This is a genomic window from Methylocapsa sp. D3K7 (assembly GCF_029855125.1).
In the GTDB taxonomy this organism is placed as follows: Bacteria; Pseudomonadota; Alphaproteobacteria; order Rhizobiales; family Beijerinckiaceae; genus Methylocapsa.
Genome location: NZ_CP123229.1, coordinates 4,082,864 through 4,099,763 on the forward strand (window position 1 = coordinate 4,082,864; position 16,900 = coordinate 4,099,763).

The 16,900-nt window shown below is 58.0% G+C and carries 15 protein-coding genes and 1 tRNA gene; 10 read left to right on the forward strand and 6 right to left on the reverse strand.

Annotated elements, in window-relative coordinates; translation table 11 throughout:
* Nucleotide 1: 1 nt before the first annotated feature.
* The 4 genes from QEV83_RS19120 (at nucleotide 2) to QEV83_RS19135 (ending at nucleotide 3,559) form a co-directional block, all read left to right on the forward strand.
* Nucleotides 2-790: an inositol monophosphatase family protein gene (locus QEV83_RS19120; protein WP_280129227.1), complete on the forward strand. Its 789-nt coding sequence runs from the start codon at nucleotides 2-4 to the stop codon at nucleotides 788-790.
* A 160-nt stretch (nucleotides 791-950) separates the two neighbouring features.
* Nucleotides 951-1,025: transfer RNA gene (locus QEV83_RS19125), tRNA-Val, on the forward strand.
* Between the two features lie 509 nt (nucleotides 1,026-1,534).
* Complete coding sequence (locus QEV83_RS19130; RefSeq protein ID WP_280129228.1) at nucleotides 1,535-1,993, forward strand: DNA polymerase III subunit chi; 459 nt, start codon at nucleotides 1,535-1,537, stop codon at nucleotides 1,991-1,993.
* 312 nt (nucleotides 1,994-2,305) lie between these two features.
* Nucleotides 2,306-3,559, forward strand: coding sequence for a HEPN/Toprim-associated domain-containing protein (locus tag QEV83_RS19135; protein ID WP_280129229.1), 1,254 nt, complete (start codon nucleotides 2,306-2,308; stop codon nucleotides 3,557-3,559).
* 113 nt (nucleotides 3,560-3,672) lie between these two features.
* Here the strand turns inward: QEV83_RS19135 and QEV83_RS19140 are convergent, their stop codons facing one another.
* From QEV83_RS19140 to uvrC, 4 genes are all read right to left on the reverse strand, one after another.
* The gene (locus QEV83_RS19140; RefSeq protein ID WP_280129230.1) at nucleotides 3,673-4,137 is read right to left on the reverse strand and encodes a molybdenum cofactor biosynthesis protein MoaE; all 465 of its coding nucleotides are present in this window, start codon (nucleotides 4,135-4,137) and stop codon (nucleotides 3,673-3,675) included.
* Between the two features lie 77 nt (nucleotides 4,138-4,214).
* The gene (gene moaD, locus QEV83_RS19145; protein ID WP_280129231.1) at nucleotides 4,215-4,466 is read right to left on the reverse strand and encodes a molybdopterin converting factor subunit 1; all 252 of its coding nucleotides are present in this window, start codon (nucleotides 4,464-4,466) and stop codon (nucleotides 4,215-4,217) included.
* Nucleotides 4,467-4,491: 25 nt separating this feature from the next.
* Entirely contained in the window at nucleotides 4,492-5,088 is a 597-nt protein-coding gene (pgsA, locus tag QEV83_RS19150; protein ID WP_280129232.1) for a CDP-diacylglycerol--glycerol-3-phosphate 3-phosphatidyltransferase, read from the reverse strand.
* A gap of 94 nt (nucleotides 5,089-5,182) precedes the next feature.
* Nucleotides 5,183-7,258: an excinuclease ABC subunit UvrC gene (gene uvrC / locus QEV83_RS19155; protein ID WP_280129233.1), complete on the reverse strand. Its 2,076-nt coding sequence runs from the start codon at nucleotides 7,256-7,258 to the stop codon at nucleotides 5,183-5,185.
* A gap of 347 nt (nucleotides 7,259-7,605) precedes the next feature.
* Between uvrC and QEV83_RS19160 the strand changes: the two genes are divergently transcribed.
* Nucleotides 7,606-8,649, forward strand: coding sequence for a hypothetical protein (locus QEV83_RS19160; RefSeq protein WP_280129234.1), 1,044 nt, complete (start codon nucleotides 7,606-7,608; stop codon nucleotides 8,647-8,649).
* A gap of 32 nt (nucleotides 8,650-8,681) precedes the next feature.
* Here the strand turns inward: QEV83_RS19160 and QEV83_RS19165 are convergent, their stop codons facing one another.
* Nucleotides 8,682-9,875, reverse strand: a complete 1,194-nt coding sequence (locus QEV83_RS19165) for a bifunctional 2-C-methyl-D-erythritol 4-phosphate cytidylyltransferase/2-C-methyl-D-erythritol 2,4-cyclodiphosphate synthase (protein WP_280129235.1) — start codon at nucleotides 9,873-9,875, stop codon at nucleotides 8,682-8,684.
* Between the two features lie 138 nt (nucleotides 9,876-10,013).
* On the opposite strand from QEV83_RS19165, the gene dusB reads away from it, so the two are divergent.
* The 4 genes from dusB to QEV83_RS19185 all read left to right on the forward strand — a co-directional run bounded on the left by dusB (nucleotide 10,014) and on the right by QEV83_RS19185 (nucleotide 14,744).
* Complete coding sequence (dusB, locus tag QEV83_RS19170; RefSeq protein WP_280129236.1) at nucleotides 10,014-11,042, forward strand: tRNA dihydrouridine synthase DusB; 1,029 nt, start codon at nucleotides 10,014-10,016, stop codon at nucleotides 11,040-11,042.
* The gene (locus tag QEV83_RS19175) at nucleotides 11,039-12,208 is read left to right on the forward strand and encodes an ATP-binding protein (RefSeq protein ID WP_280129237.1); all 1,170 of its coding nucleotides are present in this window, start codon (nucleotides 11,039-11,041) and stop codon (nucleotides 12,206-12,208) included. The genes dusB and QEV83_RS19175 overlap by 4 nt, the downstream gene beginning before the upstream one ends.
* 108 nt (nucleotides 12,209-12,316) lie before the next feature.
* Nucleotides 12,317-13,795: a nitrogen regulation protein NR(I) gene (ntrC, locus tag QEV83_RS19180; RefSeq protein WP_280129238.1), complete on the forward strand. Its 1,479-nt coding sequence runs from the start codon at nucleotides 12,317-12,319 to the stop codon at nucleotides 13,793-13,795.
* 127 nt (nucleotides 13,796-13,922) lie between these two features.
* A complete protein-coding gene (locus QEV83_RS19185; protein ID WP_280129239.1) occupies nucleotides 13,923-14,744 on the forward strand; it encodes an ATP12 family protein in 822 nt (273 codons plus the stop codon).
* Here QEV83_RS19185 and QEV83_RS19190 read toward each other — a convergent pair.
* The gene (locus QEV83_RS19190) at nucleotides 14,741-15,139 is read right to left on the reverse strand and encodes a DUF4260 domain-containing protein (protein WP_280129240.1); all 399 of its coding nucleotides are present in this window, start codon (nucleotides 15,137-15,139) and stop codon (nucleotides 14,741-14,743) included. The genes QEV83_RS19185 and QEV83_RS19190 overlap by 4 nt on opposite strands.
* 97 nt (nucleotides 15,140-15,236) lie before the next feature.
* On the opposite strand from QEV83_RS19190, the gene QEV83_RS19195 reads away from it, so the two are divergent.
* Complete coding sequence (locus QEV83_RS19195; RefSeq protein WP_280129241.1) at nucleotides 15,237-16,769, forward strand: acyl-CoA carboxylase subunit beta; 1,533 nt, start codon at nucleotides 15,237-15,239, stop codon at nucleotides 16,767-16,769.
* Nucleotides 16,770-16,900: the final 131 nt, after the last annotated feature.

Here is a 16,900-nt window from a genome sequence, read left to right on the forward strand (position 1 = left end):
CATGATCCGTTCCGCGCTCATGAAGGTCATGACCGACGCGGCCTTTAAGGCCGGGCGGGGTTTGACGCGCGACTTTGGCGAGGTGGAAAATCTGCAGGTGTCCGTGAAGGGGCCTGGGGATTTCGTGTCCGCCGCCGATCGCAAGGCAGAAAAAATCCTCTACGAGGAATTGGCGCGGGCGCGTCCGGGCTATGGTTTTGTGATGGAGGAAGGCGGCCGCGTCGAGGGCACCGACAAAAGCCACACCTGGTTCATCGATCCGCTCGATGGGACCACCAATTTTCTGCACGGGTTGCCGATTTTCGCGATCTCGATTGGGCTTGCGCGCGAAGGTCAGATCATCGCGGGAGTCGTTTTCAATCCGGCCACCGGTGATATGTTTGTCGCCGAAAAAGGCCAAGGTGCTTTCCACAACAACCGGCGCCTGCGTGTCGCGGCGCGGCGCGATTTGAGTGATTGCCTGATCGGCTGCGGCATTCCGCATATCGGCAAGCCCAACGAGCATCCGCGCTTCATGACGGATTTGGCGGCGGTCATGGCGAAGGCAGGCAACATTCGCCGCCTCGGCGCCGCCGCCCTCGATCTTTGCGGCGTAGCCTCGGGGACATATGATGGTTTTTGGGAGCGCAATTTGCAGGCCTGGGACCTTGCGGCGGGGATTATCATGATCAAGGAGGCCGGCGGCTTCGTGGCGGACGCCGAGGGCGGCGACGAGATTTTGGCCAAGGGGTCGATCTGCGCCGGCAATGAGGTGATCTTGCGGTCTCTGCTAACTTTGATCAAGGGCTGAAGAGGGGGCCGCACTGGGGCCACCGGCGCGGCTTGCGCCAACGCGGCCGAGCCTATATACCCGCCTGGAAATGCCGCCGGTCTTGTGGATTCAGGGCACGTTTTGCGGAGGTTGCGCGGTTCCATCCGGGGAAATTCCATCGGACAGGGACTGGCGTTGGGGGCGCGTAGCTCAGCGGGAGAGCACTACGTTGACATCGTAGGGGTCACAGGTTCGATCCCTGTCGCGCCCACCATTCCTCCCTGGCAAATTCGGTTTGCAGAAGACGTGCAGGCTCAACCGGCGCGAGAGTTTAGCTTCGATCCCGCCAGATTCGAGGCCGATAGATGTGTCGATCATCCGGAGAGCGGTTTATGATATTTTTGGGATGTTTTGGAGCCCGGTCGAAATTCAGAGTGAGCAATCCGATCACATAACCGATTTGCAAACACACGATGGAAACGGCGGTCTGGCAAAACAAAATTTGGAGCGTGCGCTCCGTGTGCGCCGGGTTGATCACAACAAAAGCGATGACAAGTCCAAACGCCGGAACAAGAACCGGCCACTTAAAGAATTTTCCTATGAATATTCCAAATAGGACGCTTCCAATGGCGAGCGTGCCCATTTAGGCCTCCCAAGAACTATGAAGCGGTGATGTTCATTTTAAATGATATGTGACTAAATTTAAATCATATTGCACTGCGAAATAAAATAATATGTCACTATTTACACCAAGGCAAGCTTCGCTGTTCATGAATTTGGCAAATGACTGAAATCTGGTTTTACCATCTCCAAAAGCAGCCGCTTGAGAAAGCGCTGCCGCAGCTTTTGGAGAAGTCCCTTGAAAAAGGCTGGCGCGCCGTCGTTCAGGCAAGGAGCGACGAGCGGCTCGACGCGCTTGATGCCTGGCTCTGGGCCTATTCGGATGCGAGTTTTCTGGCGCACGGCCGGGCCTCCGGCGGCGATGCCGAGTTGCAGCCCATTTACCTCACGACGGGACCCGAAAACCCCAATGGCGCCGCGCTGCGGATTTTCGTCGAAGGGGCGGAGATCGGGCCGGCGCTGGCGGATGCGGGCTACGCCCGCGCCATCTCGATCTTCGACGGCACCAATGAGGACGAACTTGCGCTCGCACGGGCGCAATGGAAGGAGCTGAAGGAGCGGGGGTTTCCGGCCACCTATTGGCAGCAAGGCGAGAACGGCCGCTGGGAAAAGAAGGCTTGAGGCGCTGCCTGAAAATGTGACCGGCCGCGGCGCTCAATCGTACCAAAACGTTTCACGTGAAACACTTTTGTCCGATTGGGGCTGAAAACCTTACAAGGCCGCATACGTCCGGCGGTGTGCGATAAGTGCGATGGCACGGTAAGCAAACTTCGCGCCGCTGGTGTCTCCTATTTGCTCGTGATTTTTGCACGGAGAAACCCCGACGGTTTTAACTGGCTTGTTTGCACGCGATGAGGGATACGTGTTTGTGAAAAGGAATGACATCACGCGCCATGCCACGGGCCTCTGCAAACTCTTAGTCTGGAGCTCTCTATGGGCTCAATGATCCATCTCGCCGTCGGGCGGCTTGAGATTGATTGGGGGAAGAACAGCGGCTTCACCGATCACAGCCCTCTGTTCCAGCCGACCGATCTGGCGCGGGTCCCGTACTACTACGTCAATGAGGAGGGAAAAACCTATATCGACTCAACTGGCCAGGAGCGGTACGAGCTATTCGCCGAATTGAAAGACGGCATGTCAAAGCCGCTTGCCGAGGTTATCGACCGGATCGAGTTACTCGGCCACACGCTACAGCACTGCGAGCGCGAATTCAAATACCTTTCCGAGTTTAACAGTTTTGACGATCAACGCTTCACTTTCGAAGAGCTGAAGCTAGCATTGGTATCGATCGATGTGAACGCGATCTCAGCCGATTACGGCGAGATGGGGGAGGACTTCGGCAAGTTCTTCCGGCGCCAGCTCTGCGACCGCTTGGGCCTCGACGCAATAGCAAAAGATCCCGGCTATGCCAGGTATGATTGCAGCGAAGGTATGGAAAACCTGAGCGCCTATTCGGTTCTACGCCTCCTCGCCCTTAACCCAAAGGCCCTTAACTTGCCCGTGACATGGCAGTTTGCCGATATCGAAAATGGAGGATGGGCGGACCGGCGCGTGTTTGTTCGGCCCCTCGATCAGTCTAACCGATTCCTGATCGTGACCGAGGGCAGTTCGGACGCAAAGATTATACAGCACGCGTTCAAGCTGCTGAAACCGCACATCCCCGACTTTTTCAACTTCGTGGACATGGAAGAGGGTTATCCATTTTCCGGTACGGGCAACCTATTCCGCTTTCTACAAGGTCTGTTCAGCATCTCGATCCGGAACAATGTGGTCGTGATTTACGATAACGATGCGGAGGGCGTCGCCAATTACGAACGGAGCTGCGCGCTGAACGTGCCGGCCAACATGCTTATCTTAAAGTTACCAAACAGCCCCGCATTTGCCGAATTTGACACGCTCGGTCCGAACGGCCGGTACAAGGCCAATATCAACGGCTGCGCTGCGGCAATCGAATGCTACCTCGATCTTGGCGCGATGCCACTCGTTCGCTGGACTAGCTTCAATAGCAGGACTGATACCTATCAGGGCGAACTAATAAACAAGACCGAATACATGCGCAGCTTTCTTGATCAGCGCGAGCGGGTCCAGGGCTACGACTACAGCCGGATCGAAGCCGTGTTAGACATGATCATCAACAACTGCGTTCATATGCGCGAGGCCATGTTGGACGAAACATTGGATGAGTGACGAAAGCGGCGCCGTCCAGCAGAGTCCACTTTGAGGGCGGACCGCCGCTCAATAAACTGTTTCTGAATTCTGCCCAGAAATGGAAGATACTCCGGCCGCGCAACGACTGTTCCTTACCCCCGCCACTTCCGCGCAGCGGCTTGGTCTTGCTCTTTCGCCTCGATCCAATCGCCAGGGCCTTGTCCTGCGACATGCTGCTTCTTCCAGAACGGCGCTTCGGTCTTTAGATAATCCATCAAGAAAGACGCCGCCGCGAAAGCTTCTGTGCGATGTTTACTGGCCGTAATGGCGAGGACGATCGGCTCGCCTGGCTTGATCAGTCCGTAGCGGTGGATCGCGACAATGCCATCGAGCGGCCAGCGGGCGGCAGCCTCTCGGGCGACGCGGGTGATTTCCTCTTCCGCCATGCCGGGATAATGCTCGATTTCGAGCGCCGCAAGGGTGCCGCCTTCGTCGCGGCAGAGTCCGGTGAAGGTGACGAGCGCACCAATATCGCGGCGGCCTTGCGTCAGTGGGGCGGCCTCGGCGGCGGCGTCAAAACTTTCTTTCTGGACGCGCACGATGATGCGGGCGCTCATGGCTGCGGCTTCCGTGTTTGGGTGCCCGGGTCAAGCCCGGGCATGACGGCAGGGACCATGAAACAATAAGATTTGGTTTACCCCCCAGTCATCGGCGGAAAAAACGCGATCTCCCGCGCATTGCCGATGACGGCATCATGTTTGACATGAGTGCGGTCGAGCGCCGCGCGCGTCGTCTTGCGGCTGGCGAAGGCGGCGGCATAGTTTTCCCCCTGGCCGCTCAGCCAGCCCATGAGATCGGCGACGGTCTTGATGTTTTCCGGCGGCGCGATCTCTTCCTCGGCCTTGCCGATACGTTCGCGCAGAAAGGCGAAATACAGTGCTCTCATGAGGGGACACTCTTAAGATCCGCGATCACTCGCCGATCATTTCCTTCAATCCGGCCCGGAAATAATCCCAGCCGGTATAGAGCGTGAGAATCGCGGACACCCATAGGAGGACCAAGCCGGTTGTGGTGACGCCTTGGATAATCTGATCGCCGGACGGTCCCGCGATCAGAAAGCCGAGTGCCACGAGCTGCAGTGTGGTCTTCCATTTGGCGACATTGCTGACCGGGATCGAGACTTTCAGGTCGGCCAAAAACTCGCGCAGCCCCGACACGAGAATTTCCCGGCAAAGAATAATGATCGCGGCGGTTAGCGAATAGCTGGCGATCGTATGGTCGGCAGCAAGCATCATCAGAACCGCCGAAACCAACAGCTTGTCGGCGATCGGATCGAGCATTTGGCCGATTCGCGATTGCTGTGACAAAGCGCGGGCCAAATAACCGTCGAGGAAATCGGTGATGCCGGCCGCGATGAAGATGCCGAGCGCCACCCAGCGCATCCAGGCGATCTCGGGCCAGAACAGGCAGCCCGCGACAACCGGTACGGCCGCGACCCGGCCATACGTCAGGAGGTTCGGCACGCTCCAGGTCAGGCCTGGGTTTCTTGCTAGTGTTGTGATCGCCATGGCCCGGAAAGCACCTTCTCGGAGGCTGCATCAAATCTCAACAAGGCTTTTCATGCTGTCATACCGGGCGCGCCTATAACGCACAAGGCCAGCATTATCTGCCACGTTCGTGAAAAAAATCATAGACCCGCCGCGCCGTCGCGGCATTTATTCCCGGAACTTTCTCAAAGTCCGGCAAAGCGGCCCGGGAAATCGCCTTGGCGGTGCCGAAAGCATGGAGCAAGGCACGTTTGCGCGCTGGGCCGATGCCTGGGATTTCGTCAAGCGGGCTTTGGGTGAACTCCTTTTTGCGGCGCGCCCGGTGGGTTCCGATCGCGAACCGATGCGCTTCGTCGCGCAGCCGCTGCACGAAATAAAGGGCGGGATCGCGCGGCGACAGCTTGAACGGCTCCTTGTCCTCGACAAAGAAACTCTCGCGTCCCGCGTTGCGGTCAACCCCCTTGGCGATGGAGGCGACGGCCACGCCTGTAACGCCAAGCTCCTTCAAAATCGCCCGTGCCGCCTCGAATTGGCCTTTGCCGCCGTCGATCAGAATCAGGTCCGGACGATCCGGAAACGGCGCCTCATCGGTGGGCGTCATTTCACGTGCAGCCTCGCCATTTGCGCCGGTTAGCACCTCGTTCACCTCTGGCATCGCGGCTTCGTCCTTCAGGAGCCGGGCAAAGCGCCGCCGCAAAACCTCACGCATCATGGCGTAATCGTCGCCCGGGGTGAGATCGAGGCTTTTGATATTAAACGTGCGATAATGCATTTTCATGAAGCCGTCCGCGCCCGCGACAATCATCGCGCCGACTGCGTTCGTGCCCATGATATGCGAATTGTCATAGACTTCGATTCGCCGCGGCGCCCCGCTTAATCCGAAAGCGCTGCCAAGCGCGGCGAGGAGATGTGCCTGGGACGCGGTTTCCGACAATTTGCGTCCCAACGCGGCGCGGGCATTTTGCCCGGCCTGTTCCACGAGATCCTTTTTTTCTCCTTTTCGAGGAACGGCAATTTCAATGGCGCGGCGGGCGCGCTCGCGCAGGGCCTCTTCGAGGATCGCGCGATTTTCGATGTCATGGGATAGCAGAATAAGACGCGGCGGTGGAGTATCTGCATAAAATTGCGCGACAAAGGCATCCAGGACCTCGCCCGGCGAGAGACTTTTGTCGGCGCGTGGAAAATAGGCGCGATTGCCCCAGTTCTGAAACGTCCGGAAGAAAAAAACCTCCACACAAAACTGCCCGGCTTGCTCGGCGATGGCGAACACATCCGCCTCTTCGACGGTCTTTGGATTGATCCCCTGGGCGCCCTGAATGGCGGAGAGCGCCGCGATCCGGTCCCGCAACCGGGCGGCGCGCTCGAATTCCATGAGGTTCGCGGCCTCCGTCATTTCCGCCGCAAGACGCTCGCGGACAGTCCGGCTTTTGCCCGACAGAAAATCGCGCGCCTCGCGCACGAGGTTCTCATATTCCGCCAGCGCGATTTCTCCGGTGCAAGGCGCCGAGCAGCGCCTGATTTGATAGAGCAAACAGGGACGGGTGCGATTGGCGTAAAAACTATCCGAGCAGGACCGCAACAGGAAGGCGCGTTGCAAGGCGTTCAACGTGCGATTGACCGCCAAGACGCTGGCGAAGGGGCCAAAATAGTCGCCTTTTTGATTGCGCGCGCCCCGATGCTTGGTAATTTGCGGCGCGGCGTGATCGCCGGTGAGCAGAATATAGGGAAAGGACTTGTCGTCGCGCAACAACACATTGAAACGCGGCTTCAGTTGCTTGATGAGGTTGATCTCAAGCAGCAGCGCCTCTGTCTCGGTTGCGGTCGAGACGAACACCATCGAGACGGTAAGGCCGATCATCCGGGCGATGCGGGTGGTTTGGCCGGACGCCCGCATGTAGCTGGCGATCCGCTTGCGGACATTTTTTGCTTTGCCGACATAGAGAACTTCGTGTCCGGCGCCGATCATCCGGTAGACGCCAGGGCCGGCCGGCGCATGTTCCCAAAATTGCCGGATGACTGCCGGGCCATGCAGAATCTGGCTGTCGTCATCGCCGTTCACGGAGGCTTGATCGAAACCGGAACACCCATCTGTCTGGTTTGTGGCTAAGGTTTCGGCTTGTGCGTCCGCGATGCCGGCAACGCTGCTCGCTGTTCCGCCTGGGCTTGATCCGTTTTTTTGCACACGCGACATGATTTGGATTTAGGCTCCAGCTCCGAATGGTTCAACAGAGAGTTCCAAAATCGGTTTTCGCCGCCGCGCGGGACCGAGACATCGCCACGCTGGTCCGCGCGTCCTTGACGGGACGGCCGGGCGTGTCCGTGTCTTCCGGTCAGATTGATCAGAGAAGATTACGGTAGGATGCAGCGGCATACACTCTGCATGAGCGTGGCCAATCGAGCGATATATGGGATATCCCGCTCAGCTGGCGTTTCTCATGAAATACTCTGCGGAAGGCCAAAGTGCAGAGAGCGCGCGGTCGAATTGCAAGGCAATAATGAGATGTCAATCGCGTGACGATCTCGTACGGAGAGCACCAAATGAACAAACTGAAGTGGGTCATTTTAATAATCTACGCTTCATCGATGGCACTCTTGCGCATCCTAAAGCTTGGCGTTTTAAGTTATACGCCAATCAAGAAGCATATTTTCATTTCAGTTTGGTTCGGTGGTCTCGCGAACAATATTATACAATTGGCACAAGCTGAATATCTCGCAAAACGGTTTGGTTTTACCCTCCATGTGCCTGCGCATCAGTTTTTGAAGGTTGGGCAGAAATATAATCTGCATGAGATCAAACCGGTATCAGAGCAAAGACCGTATTTTCCGTCTACCCCTTCAACAGTCATTCTTGACTTACTCACTGAGCCAGAAACTCCTCTCCCGGAATATGGGTTTTTTAGGCGAATGTTCTGGCGGTTCGACATCCTACCGCTGTCTCCCGATATGGCGGATTACCGGCGGGTGCTGAGACAGGATCTCTTTCCGGTCATTCCTCATCGCGACGATGATCTCATCAAGGATGATACTTTGGTGATCCATATGAGATCAGGAGATGCTTTTTGGGAGGATTTAACAAAGCTTCACAAAGGCTATATTCAGCCTCCCTTGAGCTTTTATTTGGAGATCATAGATAAATTTGAGTTTAAAGATATTGTTGTTGTTACACAGGATGATTTCAAAAATCCGTGTATCAATGAATTAAAAAGGCTCCGCCCAGAGATCAGGATTCAAACATCCGACCTGCAAGCTGATATCAGTACGATTATGAGTGCGAGACATTTGGCCGTCGCCCATAGCTCATTTTCCTTATGTCTCGGACTGGCGTCTGACAAGCTTAAGCAAATGTTTGTGCCGCAATTCGATATGACCAACAAGTTCAACTATACGAGAGCGCCATTCTGGCCGAACATTTACAAATATGCTTTTGTCGCGAAAACACCGCTCTCGCATTTTCGCAATTTGGACTGTGACGTCCGCCTCGTCAAAGTCAGTGATTATGTACCGATCGGGGCTTGGATAAATACACCCGAGCAGCGGAGCTTAATGATTTCGCATTCGCGGAATTCGATTGCTTTCAGATAATCCGCCAGCGCTCAAACCGGTGCCCCGCGCGCTTAAAGCGGCAGCCGGATGGTGGCGATCGCAAGCGATGCGATTCCCTCCTCGCGGCCGGTAAATCCCAAGCGCTCGGACGTAGTCGCCTTGATGGCGACCCGCTCGAGCGGAATATCGACAATCCTCGCGATGCTGGCGCGGATTTCGTCGCGGTGCGGTCCGAGCTTTGGCCGTTCGCAGACGACCGTGGCGTCGATATGCGCAATGGCGCCGCCCCGCGCGCGAACCTTGACGGCCGCGGCCGCGAGAAAAATCTTGGAGGCCGCCCCGCGCCATTGCGGATCGCTCGGCGGGAAATGGCTGCCAATATCGCCCTCCGCCAAGGCGCCCAGCAAGGCATCGGTGATCGCATGGCTTAAGACATCGGCGTCGGAGTGGCCGACAAGTCCATGGTCATGCGCTATTTTTAAGCCTCCCAGCCAGACATGATCGCCAGGCCCAAATGCGTGCACATCATAGCCTTGCCCGGTTCTGATATCGACGAGGCCGCGAAGCAGCTGCATTTCGGCCGTGCGCAGATCCTGCATGGTTGTCACCTTCATGTTCGCGTCCTCGCCGGCGAAGACATGGACGCGATGGCCCGCCCATTCGGCGACGGCGGCATCGTCGGTCAGATCCAAGATCCCCTTGGCTGCGGCGGCCCGGTGGGCGGCAAGTATGAGTTCGAAACGGAAAGCTTGCGGTGTCTGCACCGCCCGCAACCCTCGTCTTGGCGGCGTTGCTGTGACAAAGCCCTCCGCGTCGATCTCCTTAATTGTATCGGAAACCGTCGCGCCTGGAACGGCGGCACCGTAGGATTTTGCAGCGGCGACCGCGCTGGTAACTAATGTATCACTTACGAATAACCGCGCAGCATCATGAATAAGAATGAGTTCTGGCTCAGGCACTTGCCCGGCAGCCGCTTCCAGCCCTAAGCGGACACTCGCCTGCCTTGTGGCCCCGCCAAAGACGGGGCGGCGAAGCTGGGAGGGTGCCTGAGAACTGGCCGCGCTGCTTTCATAAAGGTCGAGATCATCCTTGTGGATGACGGGGATAATTGCGGCGCCGGGCGCCGCCCGCATTAATGCGTCCAATGTATGCCCCAGCAGTGGTTTGCCCGCCAGTTTTCTATATTGCTTGGGAATTCCGTCTCCCGCGCGCGAACCTCTCCCCGCCGCGACGACGATAATCGCAAAATCCGATCTTGTATTCATGAACGCCCAATGACCTCCGATGCGGGGACGAAACCTCTTCCTCTTGCGTTTTACGGCCGGCGTCAATTTTTCCCGCTTTGACGACAGAATGAGCAATTTCCTCGTTGCCGCATCGCACAATATGATTATAATGTAAGCATGATCAGTGGTGCCAACTATTTAGGCAATTGTGGACGCGGAGCGCTCCAGATCGGCGGCGCCGAGCTTCCTGGGCGCGCGTTTTTGGCACCCATGGCAGGGGTGACGGACATCGGCATGCGGCGGCTCGCGCACCGGTTTGGAGCCGCGCTTACCGTCACCGAGATGATCGCGGCAAATTACTTCTCCCGCGGGGATGCCGCCAATCTGATGAAAGCCGCCGGAGACGGCTGCGGCCTCCATGTTGTTCAGATCGCTGGCTGCGATCCTTATGTTATGGCGGAAGCGGCGCGGCTCGCACAGGATTCTGGGGCTGCGATCATTGACATCAACATGGGCTGCCCCGCTAAAAAAGTCACGAACGGCTATGCCGGGTCTCATTTGATGCGCGACCTCCCGCTGGCGGTGGCGCTTATTCGCGCCACCATCGCGGCCGTGCGCGTCCCGGTGACATTGAAAATGCGGCTTGGCTGGGATGATCAATCGGTCAATGCGCCCGAACTCGCGAGGTTGGCGGAGGCTGAGGGGATCGCCATGCTCAGTGTCCATGGCCGTACGCGTTGCCAGCTTTATTCGGGCCGGGCAAACTGGGCGGCGATCGGCGAGGTCAAGAAAGCAGTTTCGATACCGGTGGCCGCGAATGGCGATTGCGCGAGCCTCGCGGACGCCGCTTCGATGCTGGCGCAATCCGGCGCCGATGCCGTGATGATCGGCCGTGCCGCGATCGGGCGACCGTGGTTCGTTGGCGAGGTCGCGCATTTTCTGGCGCATGGCCAAGTTCGGTCAGAAATTCCCCTTGCAGCGCGCAAACATGCGGTGCTCGAGCATTTTGAGAGTTTGCTCGAAATGTTGGGTGCGGGGCGGGGTGTTCGGCACGCGCGCAAGCACCTGGCCGCCTACGCCGAAAGGGCAGGGGTCCGCGACAGCGCCATGCTGGGCCAGAGTCTGGTCAAACTCGATTGCCCAACCGCAATCCGGTCGGTCATCGTCCAACTCTTCGATTCTCCTTTGTTGACGGAGGCGGCATGAGTGCGGCTTTTACCTCGTCATTTTCTTCCCCAAGTTCGGCGCTGGCGGCAGGCGGAAATCCTGGTACGCACGCAGTCAAGCTTTTAAACGCCTTGCCGCATCCCGTGATCGCCGTGCTGCCGGACGGTTCGATAGCCAGCGCCAATCCGGCGGCCGAGGCCTTTTTCGGCATGAGCCGGACATCCCTCCGGCATCTCAGGCTCGCTCATCTCGTCTCGGCGGGATCTCCCCTCTTGTCCTTGGTTGAACAAGTCAAATCCGGGTGCGCCGCGATCAACGAGTACCGTGTGGAATTAAGCTTGGCAAAAGTCCGAGACCACAGGCTGGTCGATATCTTTGTAACGCCGTTACAAGAGCCGAGCGATGGCGTCGTTATCATGCTGCAGGAGCGCGGCCTTTCGGCAAAAATCGACCGCCAGCTCACCCATCGCGGTGCCGGACGCTCGGTCGCCGCGATGGCATCGGTTCTGGCGCATGAAGTGAAGAACCCATTGTCAGGTATTCGCGGCGCCGCCCAACTGCTTGAAACCGACGCAACCGATGAAGACCGCGCGCTCACGCGGCTCATTTGCGAGGAGACCGACCGGATTGTGAAGCTTGTCGACCGGATGAGCGCATTTTCCGAAATCCACTCCGTTCAACACGAAAAAATTAACATTCATGCCGTGCTCGACCACGTCAAGAAAGTCTCGCAGGCCGGGTTTGCGCGCCACATCCGGTTTCACGAACGCTATGATCCTTCGCTTCCCCCGGTGTTTGGCAACAAGGATCAACTCATTCAGATTTTCTTGAACTTGGTCAAGAATGCCGCCGAGTCGATCGGCGAAACGCGCAAGGACGGAGACATCGAATTGACGAGCGCTTTCCGGCCGGGCGTCCGTCTGCAAATCCCCGGCAATAAGGCGCCGGTAAGCTTGCCGCTCGAATTTTGCGTGCGCGACAACGGCCCCGGCGTCGCACCGGAGCTGGTTCCTTATTTGTACGATCCCTTTGTTACGACAAAGGCAACCGGAACTGGCCTAGGGCTTGCTTTGGTAGCAAAGATAATTGGCGATCATGGTGGTACTATAGAATGCGAATCCTCTCCCCGCCGCACGACGTTCCGGGTTCTCATGCCCATTTTTGTCTCACGTGACGGCCAGGGAACGCAGCGCGGTCAAGGCTAAAGTCCGATTTCCACAGCTGCGGACTTCCGCCGTGGCGGGGGAAGCCGCGCCTCATTTTGAATACGGCGGGTTCGAGCAAATTGCCTGCCGGCAGGAAGGTGCAATGTGATGGCGGCGGGCAATATTCTCATTGCTGACGATGATACGGCCATCCGGACTGTCCTCAGCCAGGCTTTGTCGCGTGCGGGCTATGACGTGCGGACAACCGGCAACGCCGCAACTCTGTGGCGGTGGGTTCAATCGGGCGAAGGCGATCTCGTGATTACCGATGTTGTCATGCCGGACGAAAATGCTTTCGAGCTCCTGCCGAAGATGAAGAAAATCCGGCCGGACCTGCCGATCATCGTCATGAGCGCGCAAAATACCTTCATGACCGCGATCAAGGCCTCCGAGCGCGGCGCTTATGATTATTTGCCAAAACCCTTCGATTTGCGGGAGCTGGTGTCGATTGTCGGCCGGGCGATGTCCGAGCCCAAAAATCGCGTCCGTGCCGCGCCCGATGCCGAATTGGATGGGATGCCGCTTGTTGGCCGTTCCCCGGCCATGCAAGAAATCTATCGCGCCTTGGCGCGCCTGATGCAGACCGATCTCACGATCATGATTAGCGGCGAATCCGGCACCGGCAAGGAGCTTGTCGCGCGGGCGCTGCACGACTACGGCAAACGGAAAAAAGGTCCCTTTGTCGCGATCAACATGGCAGCGATCCCCCGCGATCTTATCGAGAGCGAATTGTTCGGACATGAAAAAGGGGCTTTCACCGGTGCCGCTCAGCGGTCCGCCGGCCGCTTTGAACAGGCCGAGGGAGGCACGCTGTTTTTGGATGAAATCGGCGACATGCCGATGGAAGCGCAGACGAGACTTTTGCGGGTGCTGCAACAAGGGGAATATACAACGGTCGGCGGCCGCACCCCCATCAAGACAAATGTGCGGATCATCGCCGCGACGAACAAAGATTTGGGTGGCCAGATCCGCCAAGGCCTGTTCCGCGAGGATCTGTTTTTCCGGTTGAATGTTGTACCCTTGCGACTGCCTCCGTTGCGTGAACGCCTCGAGGACATCGCCGATCTCGCGCAACATTTCTTCGTGCTCGCCGCCGCCGAGGGCTTGCCTTTGAAGCGTATCGAACCCGAGGCTTTGGAGCGCCTCAGGCGCTATCGCTGGCCTGGCAATATCAGGGAACTTGAAAATCTGACCCGCCGGCTTGCCGCTCTTTATCCACAAGAGTCGATCACGGCACAATTGGTCGACATGGAACTGAATGTCGATGCGCCAGAGCTTGCGTCCGGCTATTCGGCGGCGCCAGCGGCGGGAAACGCTCGCTCACCTGAGCCAGAGAAGTATCAAACACTTGCAGGCGCGATGGAACGGCATCTCTCCGAGCTTTTCCATGCCCATGGAGCAAATCTGCCCCCTCCCGGTCTCTACCACCGGATCCTGCGCGAGATCGAATATCCGGTGATTTCAGCGGCGCTCGCCGCCACACGCGGCAATCAGATCAAGGCGGCCGAACTGTTGGGTCTCAACCGCAACACATTGCGCAAGAAAGTCCGCGATTTGGACATCCGATGGATGCGTACGCCGCGTTGAGGCATGGCAGGATCATCCGCTTGAAGGGGAACTGTTTTCTTCAAGACGATTAAACTCTATATTTCCAGGGAATCTGATCCGATCCCCAAGCTTTCCGTGAAACGGAAGCCCAGAAAAAAGCAAACCGATGCGGGAAGCGCCACCGCCTAGCAAAGAGTCTGATCCGTCCCTGGTCAGCAAGGCGGCCGATCCCATCGCCATGGCCCGGCGCGATCTCAAGAAGGCACTCCCGAGGCGTTTCTTCAAGGAAGCCATTGCGCAAGAACGCGATGGTAAATTCGTCCTGCTTCTCGATGGCCGCGCCGCCAAAACTCCAGGCGGCCATCCATTGGCGTTGCCTACCATGGCCGCGGCGCTGGCTGTCGCGGCGGAGTGGTCGGCGGCGGGTGAAATTATCGATCCAGCCGAAATGCCCTTGACGCGCATCGTCAATTCCGCGATCGACGGTGTCGCGCACCGGCTTGATGCGACGGCGGCGGAAATTGCCAAATACGCCGGATCGGATCTTATTTGTTACCGTGCGGCCGAGCCGGAAGCGCTTGCCATCGCACAGGCCGCCGCTTGGGACCCGGTTCTCGCTTTCGCGAGGAATAAGCTCTCTGCCCCTTTCATCTGTACCCAAGGCATGGTGTTCGTCAAACAGTCAGAGGCCGCAATCACGGCGGTGAGGCATGCCATCGGGAGGATAGCGGAGAGCGGCGCCGGAGCACCCTTTGCGCTTGCCGCGCTGCATGTGATGACGACACTCACTGGTTCCGCCTTGCTTGCACTTGCCGTCGCATATGGCGAACTCGAGCCCGCAGAAGCTTGGCAGGCCGCGCATGTTGACGAGGATTTTGAGATCCGGACTTGGGGCGAGGATACTGAGGCCATGCGGCGCCGGGCTTCACGCTGGTGCGAGATGAATGCGGCGGCCATTCTCTGGCAAGATGTCCAGAGCGGCGTCTAACCCTGCGCTTGCCGCCCGATTTGGCCAAGGTGGGTGAAGGTGAAACCATCCCCATATTTGAGGCCATAGCCAACCATGCGATCAATCCCGATGTGGGCGCTCCAGATAAGCGCAAGAGCAATCCCCGTCGGCATAGCCAGTGCCGTCGCCGCACCGAAGAGAATGACCGGCCCCAAATAAACATGAACAGTATTATAAGCGATCGCGCCGATGCGCGGCCCGGCGAGATAGCAAAGGATCGAAAGGTCAGGAGCGAGAATGAATGCCGCGAAGAGCCACCAGGATGCGCCGCTCCAGCTGGAAGCCACGATCGAGGCGAGAGCGACGGCAAATCCCTCCACCTGTAACAAGACACGCGGGACGCCGTTGACGAAACCTGGGGTCTTGGCGATCATGTAACTTCTCTTTCGCATGTTTTTCGGGTGACGTGTTTCTCTTGCTTTCTCTCAAGCCAATACGCAAGCGAACGCATCACAAGCTTTGGTGAACGCAATGAAGCCTATTTTCGAGCGGCTTGCCGCCCGCCGTGCGCGCGCCCTCGAAGGTGGCGGTACGGAGCGGATCGAGGCGCAGCACCGGCGCGGCAAACTCAGTGCGCGGGAGCGCATCGCTCTTCTCATCGACGAAGGTTCGTTTGAGGAATTCGGGATGTTCGTCGAACATCGCGCACGTGATTTTGGCATGGATAAGCGCCGCGTCCCGGGCGATGGCGTCGTCATCGGTTGGGGTACCGTCAATGGGCGTGGCGTCTTCGTGTTCGCCAAGGATTTCACCGTCTTCGGCGGTTCGCTTTCCGAAACGCACGCGCAAAAAATTGCCAGCCTGCAGGATATGGCGCTGAAAAACCGGGCGCCGCTCATCGGGCTTTTTGACTCCGGGGGCGCCCGCATTCAGGAAGGCGTCGCGGCACTCGCCGGTTATGGCGAGGTTTTTCAGCGCAATGTCCTCGCATCCGGAGTGATCCCGCAGATCTCTCTTATCATGGGTCCGTGCGCGGGCGGCGATGTGTACTCGCCCGCATTGACCGACTTCATCTTCATGGTCAAGGACACGAGCTACATGTTCGTCACCGGTCCCGATGTTGTCCGGGCAGTGACGAATGAAATCGTCAGCGCCGAGGATCTCGGCGGCACTTCCGTTCATACGGTCAAAAGTTCGATAGCCGACGGCGCCTATGACACTGACGTCGAGGCCTTGCTGCAAATGCGACGGCTCATCGATTTTCTACCTTCGTCCAACACGAGCGAAATACCGGAGTGGCCAAGTTTCGATGACCCGGAGCGGTGCGAGGCCTCGCTCGACAGTTTGGCGCCGGACGATCAAACAAAACCCTATGACATCAAGGAACTCATCGCCAAGACGGTGGACGAGGGCGATTTCTTCGAGATCCAAGAGGCTCATGCGCGCAATATCGTGACCGGCTTCGGGCGCCTCGGTGGCCGCACGGCGGGGTTCGTCGCCAATCAGCCGATGGTGCTCGCGGGCACGCTCGACAGTGCCGCCTCGCGCAAGGCGGCCCGTTTCGTGCGGTTCTGCGATTGCTTCAACATCCCGATCGTGACCTTCGTCGATGTGCCGGGCTTTCTCCCAGGCACCGAGCAGGAATATGGCGGCCTCATCAAGCATGGCGCCAAACTGCTCTATGCCTATGGCGAGGCGACGGTCCCGAAGGTCACGGTCATCACCCGCAAAGCGTTTGGCGGCGCCTATGACGTCATGGCCTCGAAGCATTTGCGCGGCGACGTGAATTTCGCATGGCCGGGCGCTGGCATCGCGGTGATGGGCGCCAAGGGCGCGGTCGAGATCATCTTCCGCTCCGACATCGGCGACACGGACAAAATCGCCGAACGCACGCGCGAATATGAAGAGCGCTTTTTAACGCCTTTCGTGGCGGCGGAGCGCTTCTATATCGACGATATCATCATGCCGCATGAAACCCGCAAGCGCGTCATCCGCGCGCTCACCATGCTGCGCAACAAGGCCCTGCAAAACCCCTGGAAGAAGCACGGCAACATTCCGTTGTGATTGCGGAGGGGGGCTTTGGGCTGTTCAGATTTTTTTCGCCAGCGCGGCAATGCCGCTAGAGCGGTTTCGAGTGCAGATTAGATTGAGTCTTAAGTAAAACGCGTATTATACTTTTAAACTATTCCAATTCT

Coding starts and splice junctions, on each gene's coding strand:
- QEV83_RS19185 (WP_280129239.1), top strand. CDS start 13,923: ATGCGGGAAGCGCCACCGCCTAGCAAAGAGTCTGATCCGTCCCTGGTC.
- QEV83_RS19140 (WP_280129230.1), bottom strand. CDS start 4,137: ATGAGCGCCCGCATCATCGTGCGCGTCCAGAAAGAAAGTTTTGACGCC.
- QEV83_RS19195 (WP_280129241.1), top strand. CDS start 15,237: ATGAAGCCTATTTTCGAGCGGCTTGCCGCCCGCCGTGCGCGCGCCCTC.
- moaD (WP_280129231.1), bottom strand. CDS start 4,466: ATGAGAGCACTGTATTTCGCCTTTCTGCGCGAACGTATCGGCAAGGCC.
- QEV83_RS19190 (WP_280129240.1), bottom strand. CDS start 15,139: ATGATCGCCAAGACCCCAGGTTTCGTCAACGGCGTCCCGCGTGTCTTG.
- uvrC (WP_280129233.1), bottom strand. CDS start 7,258: ATGTCGCGTGTGCAAAAAAACGGATCAAGCCCAGGCGGAACAGCGAGC.
- pgsA (WP_280129232.1), bottom strand. CDS start 5,088: ATGGCGATCACAACACTAGCAAGAAACCCAGGCCTGACCTGGAGCGTG.
- QEV83_RS19165 (WP_280129235.1), bottom strand. CDS start 9,875: ATGAATACAAGATCGGATTTTGCGATTATCGTCGTCGCGGCGGGGAGA.
- QEV83_RS19130 (WP_280129228.1), top strand. CDS start 1,535: ATGACTGAAATCTGGTTTTACCATCTCCAAAAGCAGCCGCTTGAGAAA.
- dusB (WP_280129236.1), top strand. CDS start 10,014: ATGATCAGTGGTGCCAACTATTTAGGCAATTGTGGACGCGGAGCGCTC.
- QEV83_RS19120 (WP_280129227.1), top strand. CDS start 2: ATGATCCGTTCCGCGCTCATGAAGGTCATGACCGACGCGGCCTTTAAG.
- QEV83_RS19175 (WP_280129237.1), top strand. CDS start 11,039: ATGAGTGCGGCTTTTACCTCGTCATTTTCTTCCCCAAGTTCGGCGCTG.
- ntrC (WP_280129238.1), top strand. CDS start 12,317: ATGGCGGCGGGCAATATTCTCATTGCTGACGATGATACGGCCATCCGG.
- QEV83_RS19135 (WP_280129229.1), top strand. CDS start 2,306: ATGGGCTCAATGATCCATCTCGCCGTCGGGCGGCTTGAGATTGATTGG.
- QEV83_RS19160 (WP_280129234.1), top strand. CDS start 7,606: ATGAACAAACTGAAGTGGGTCATTTTAATAATCTACGCTTCATCGATG.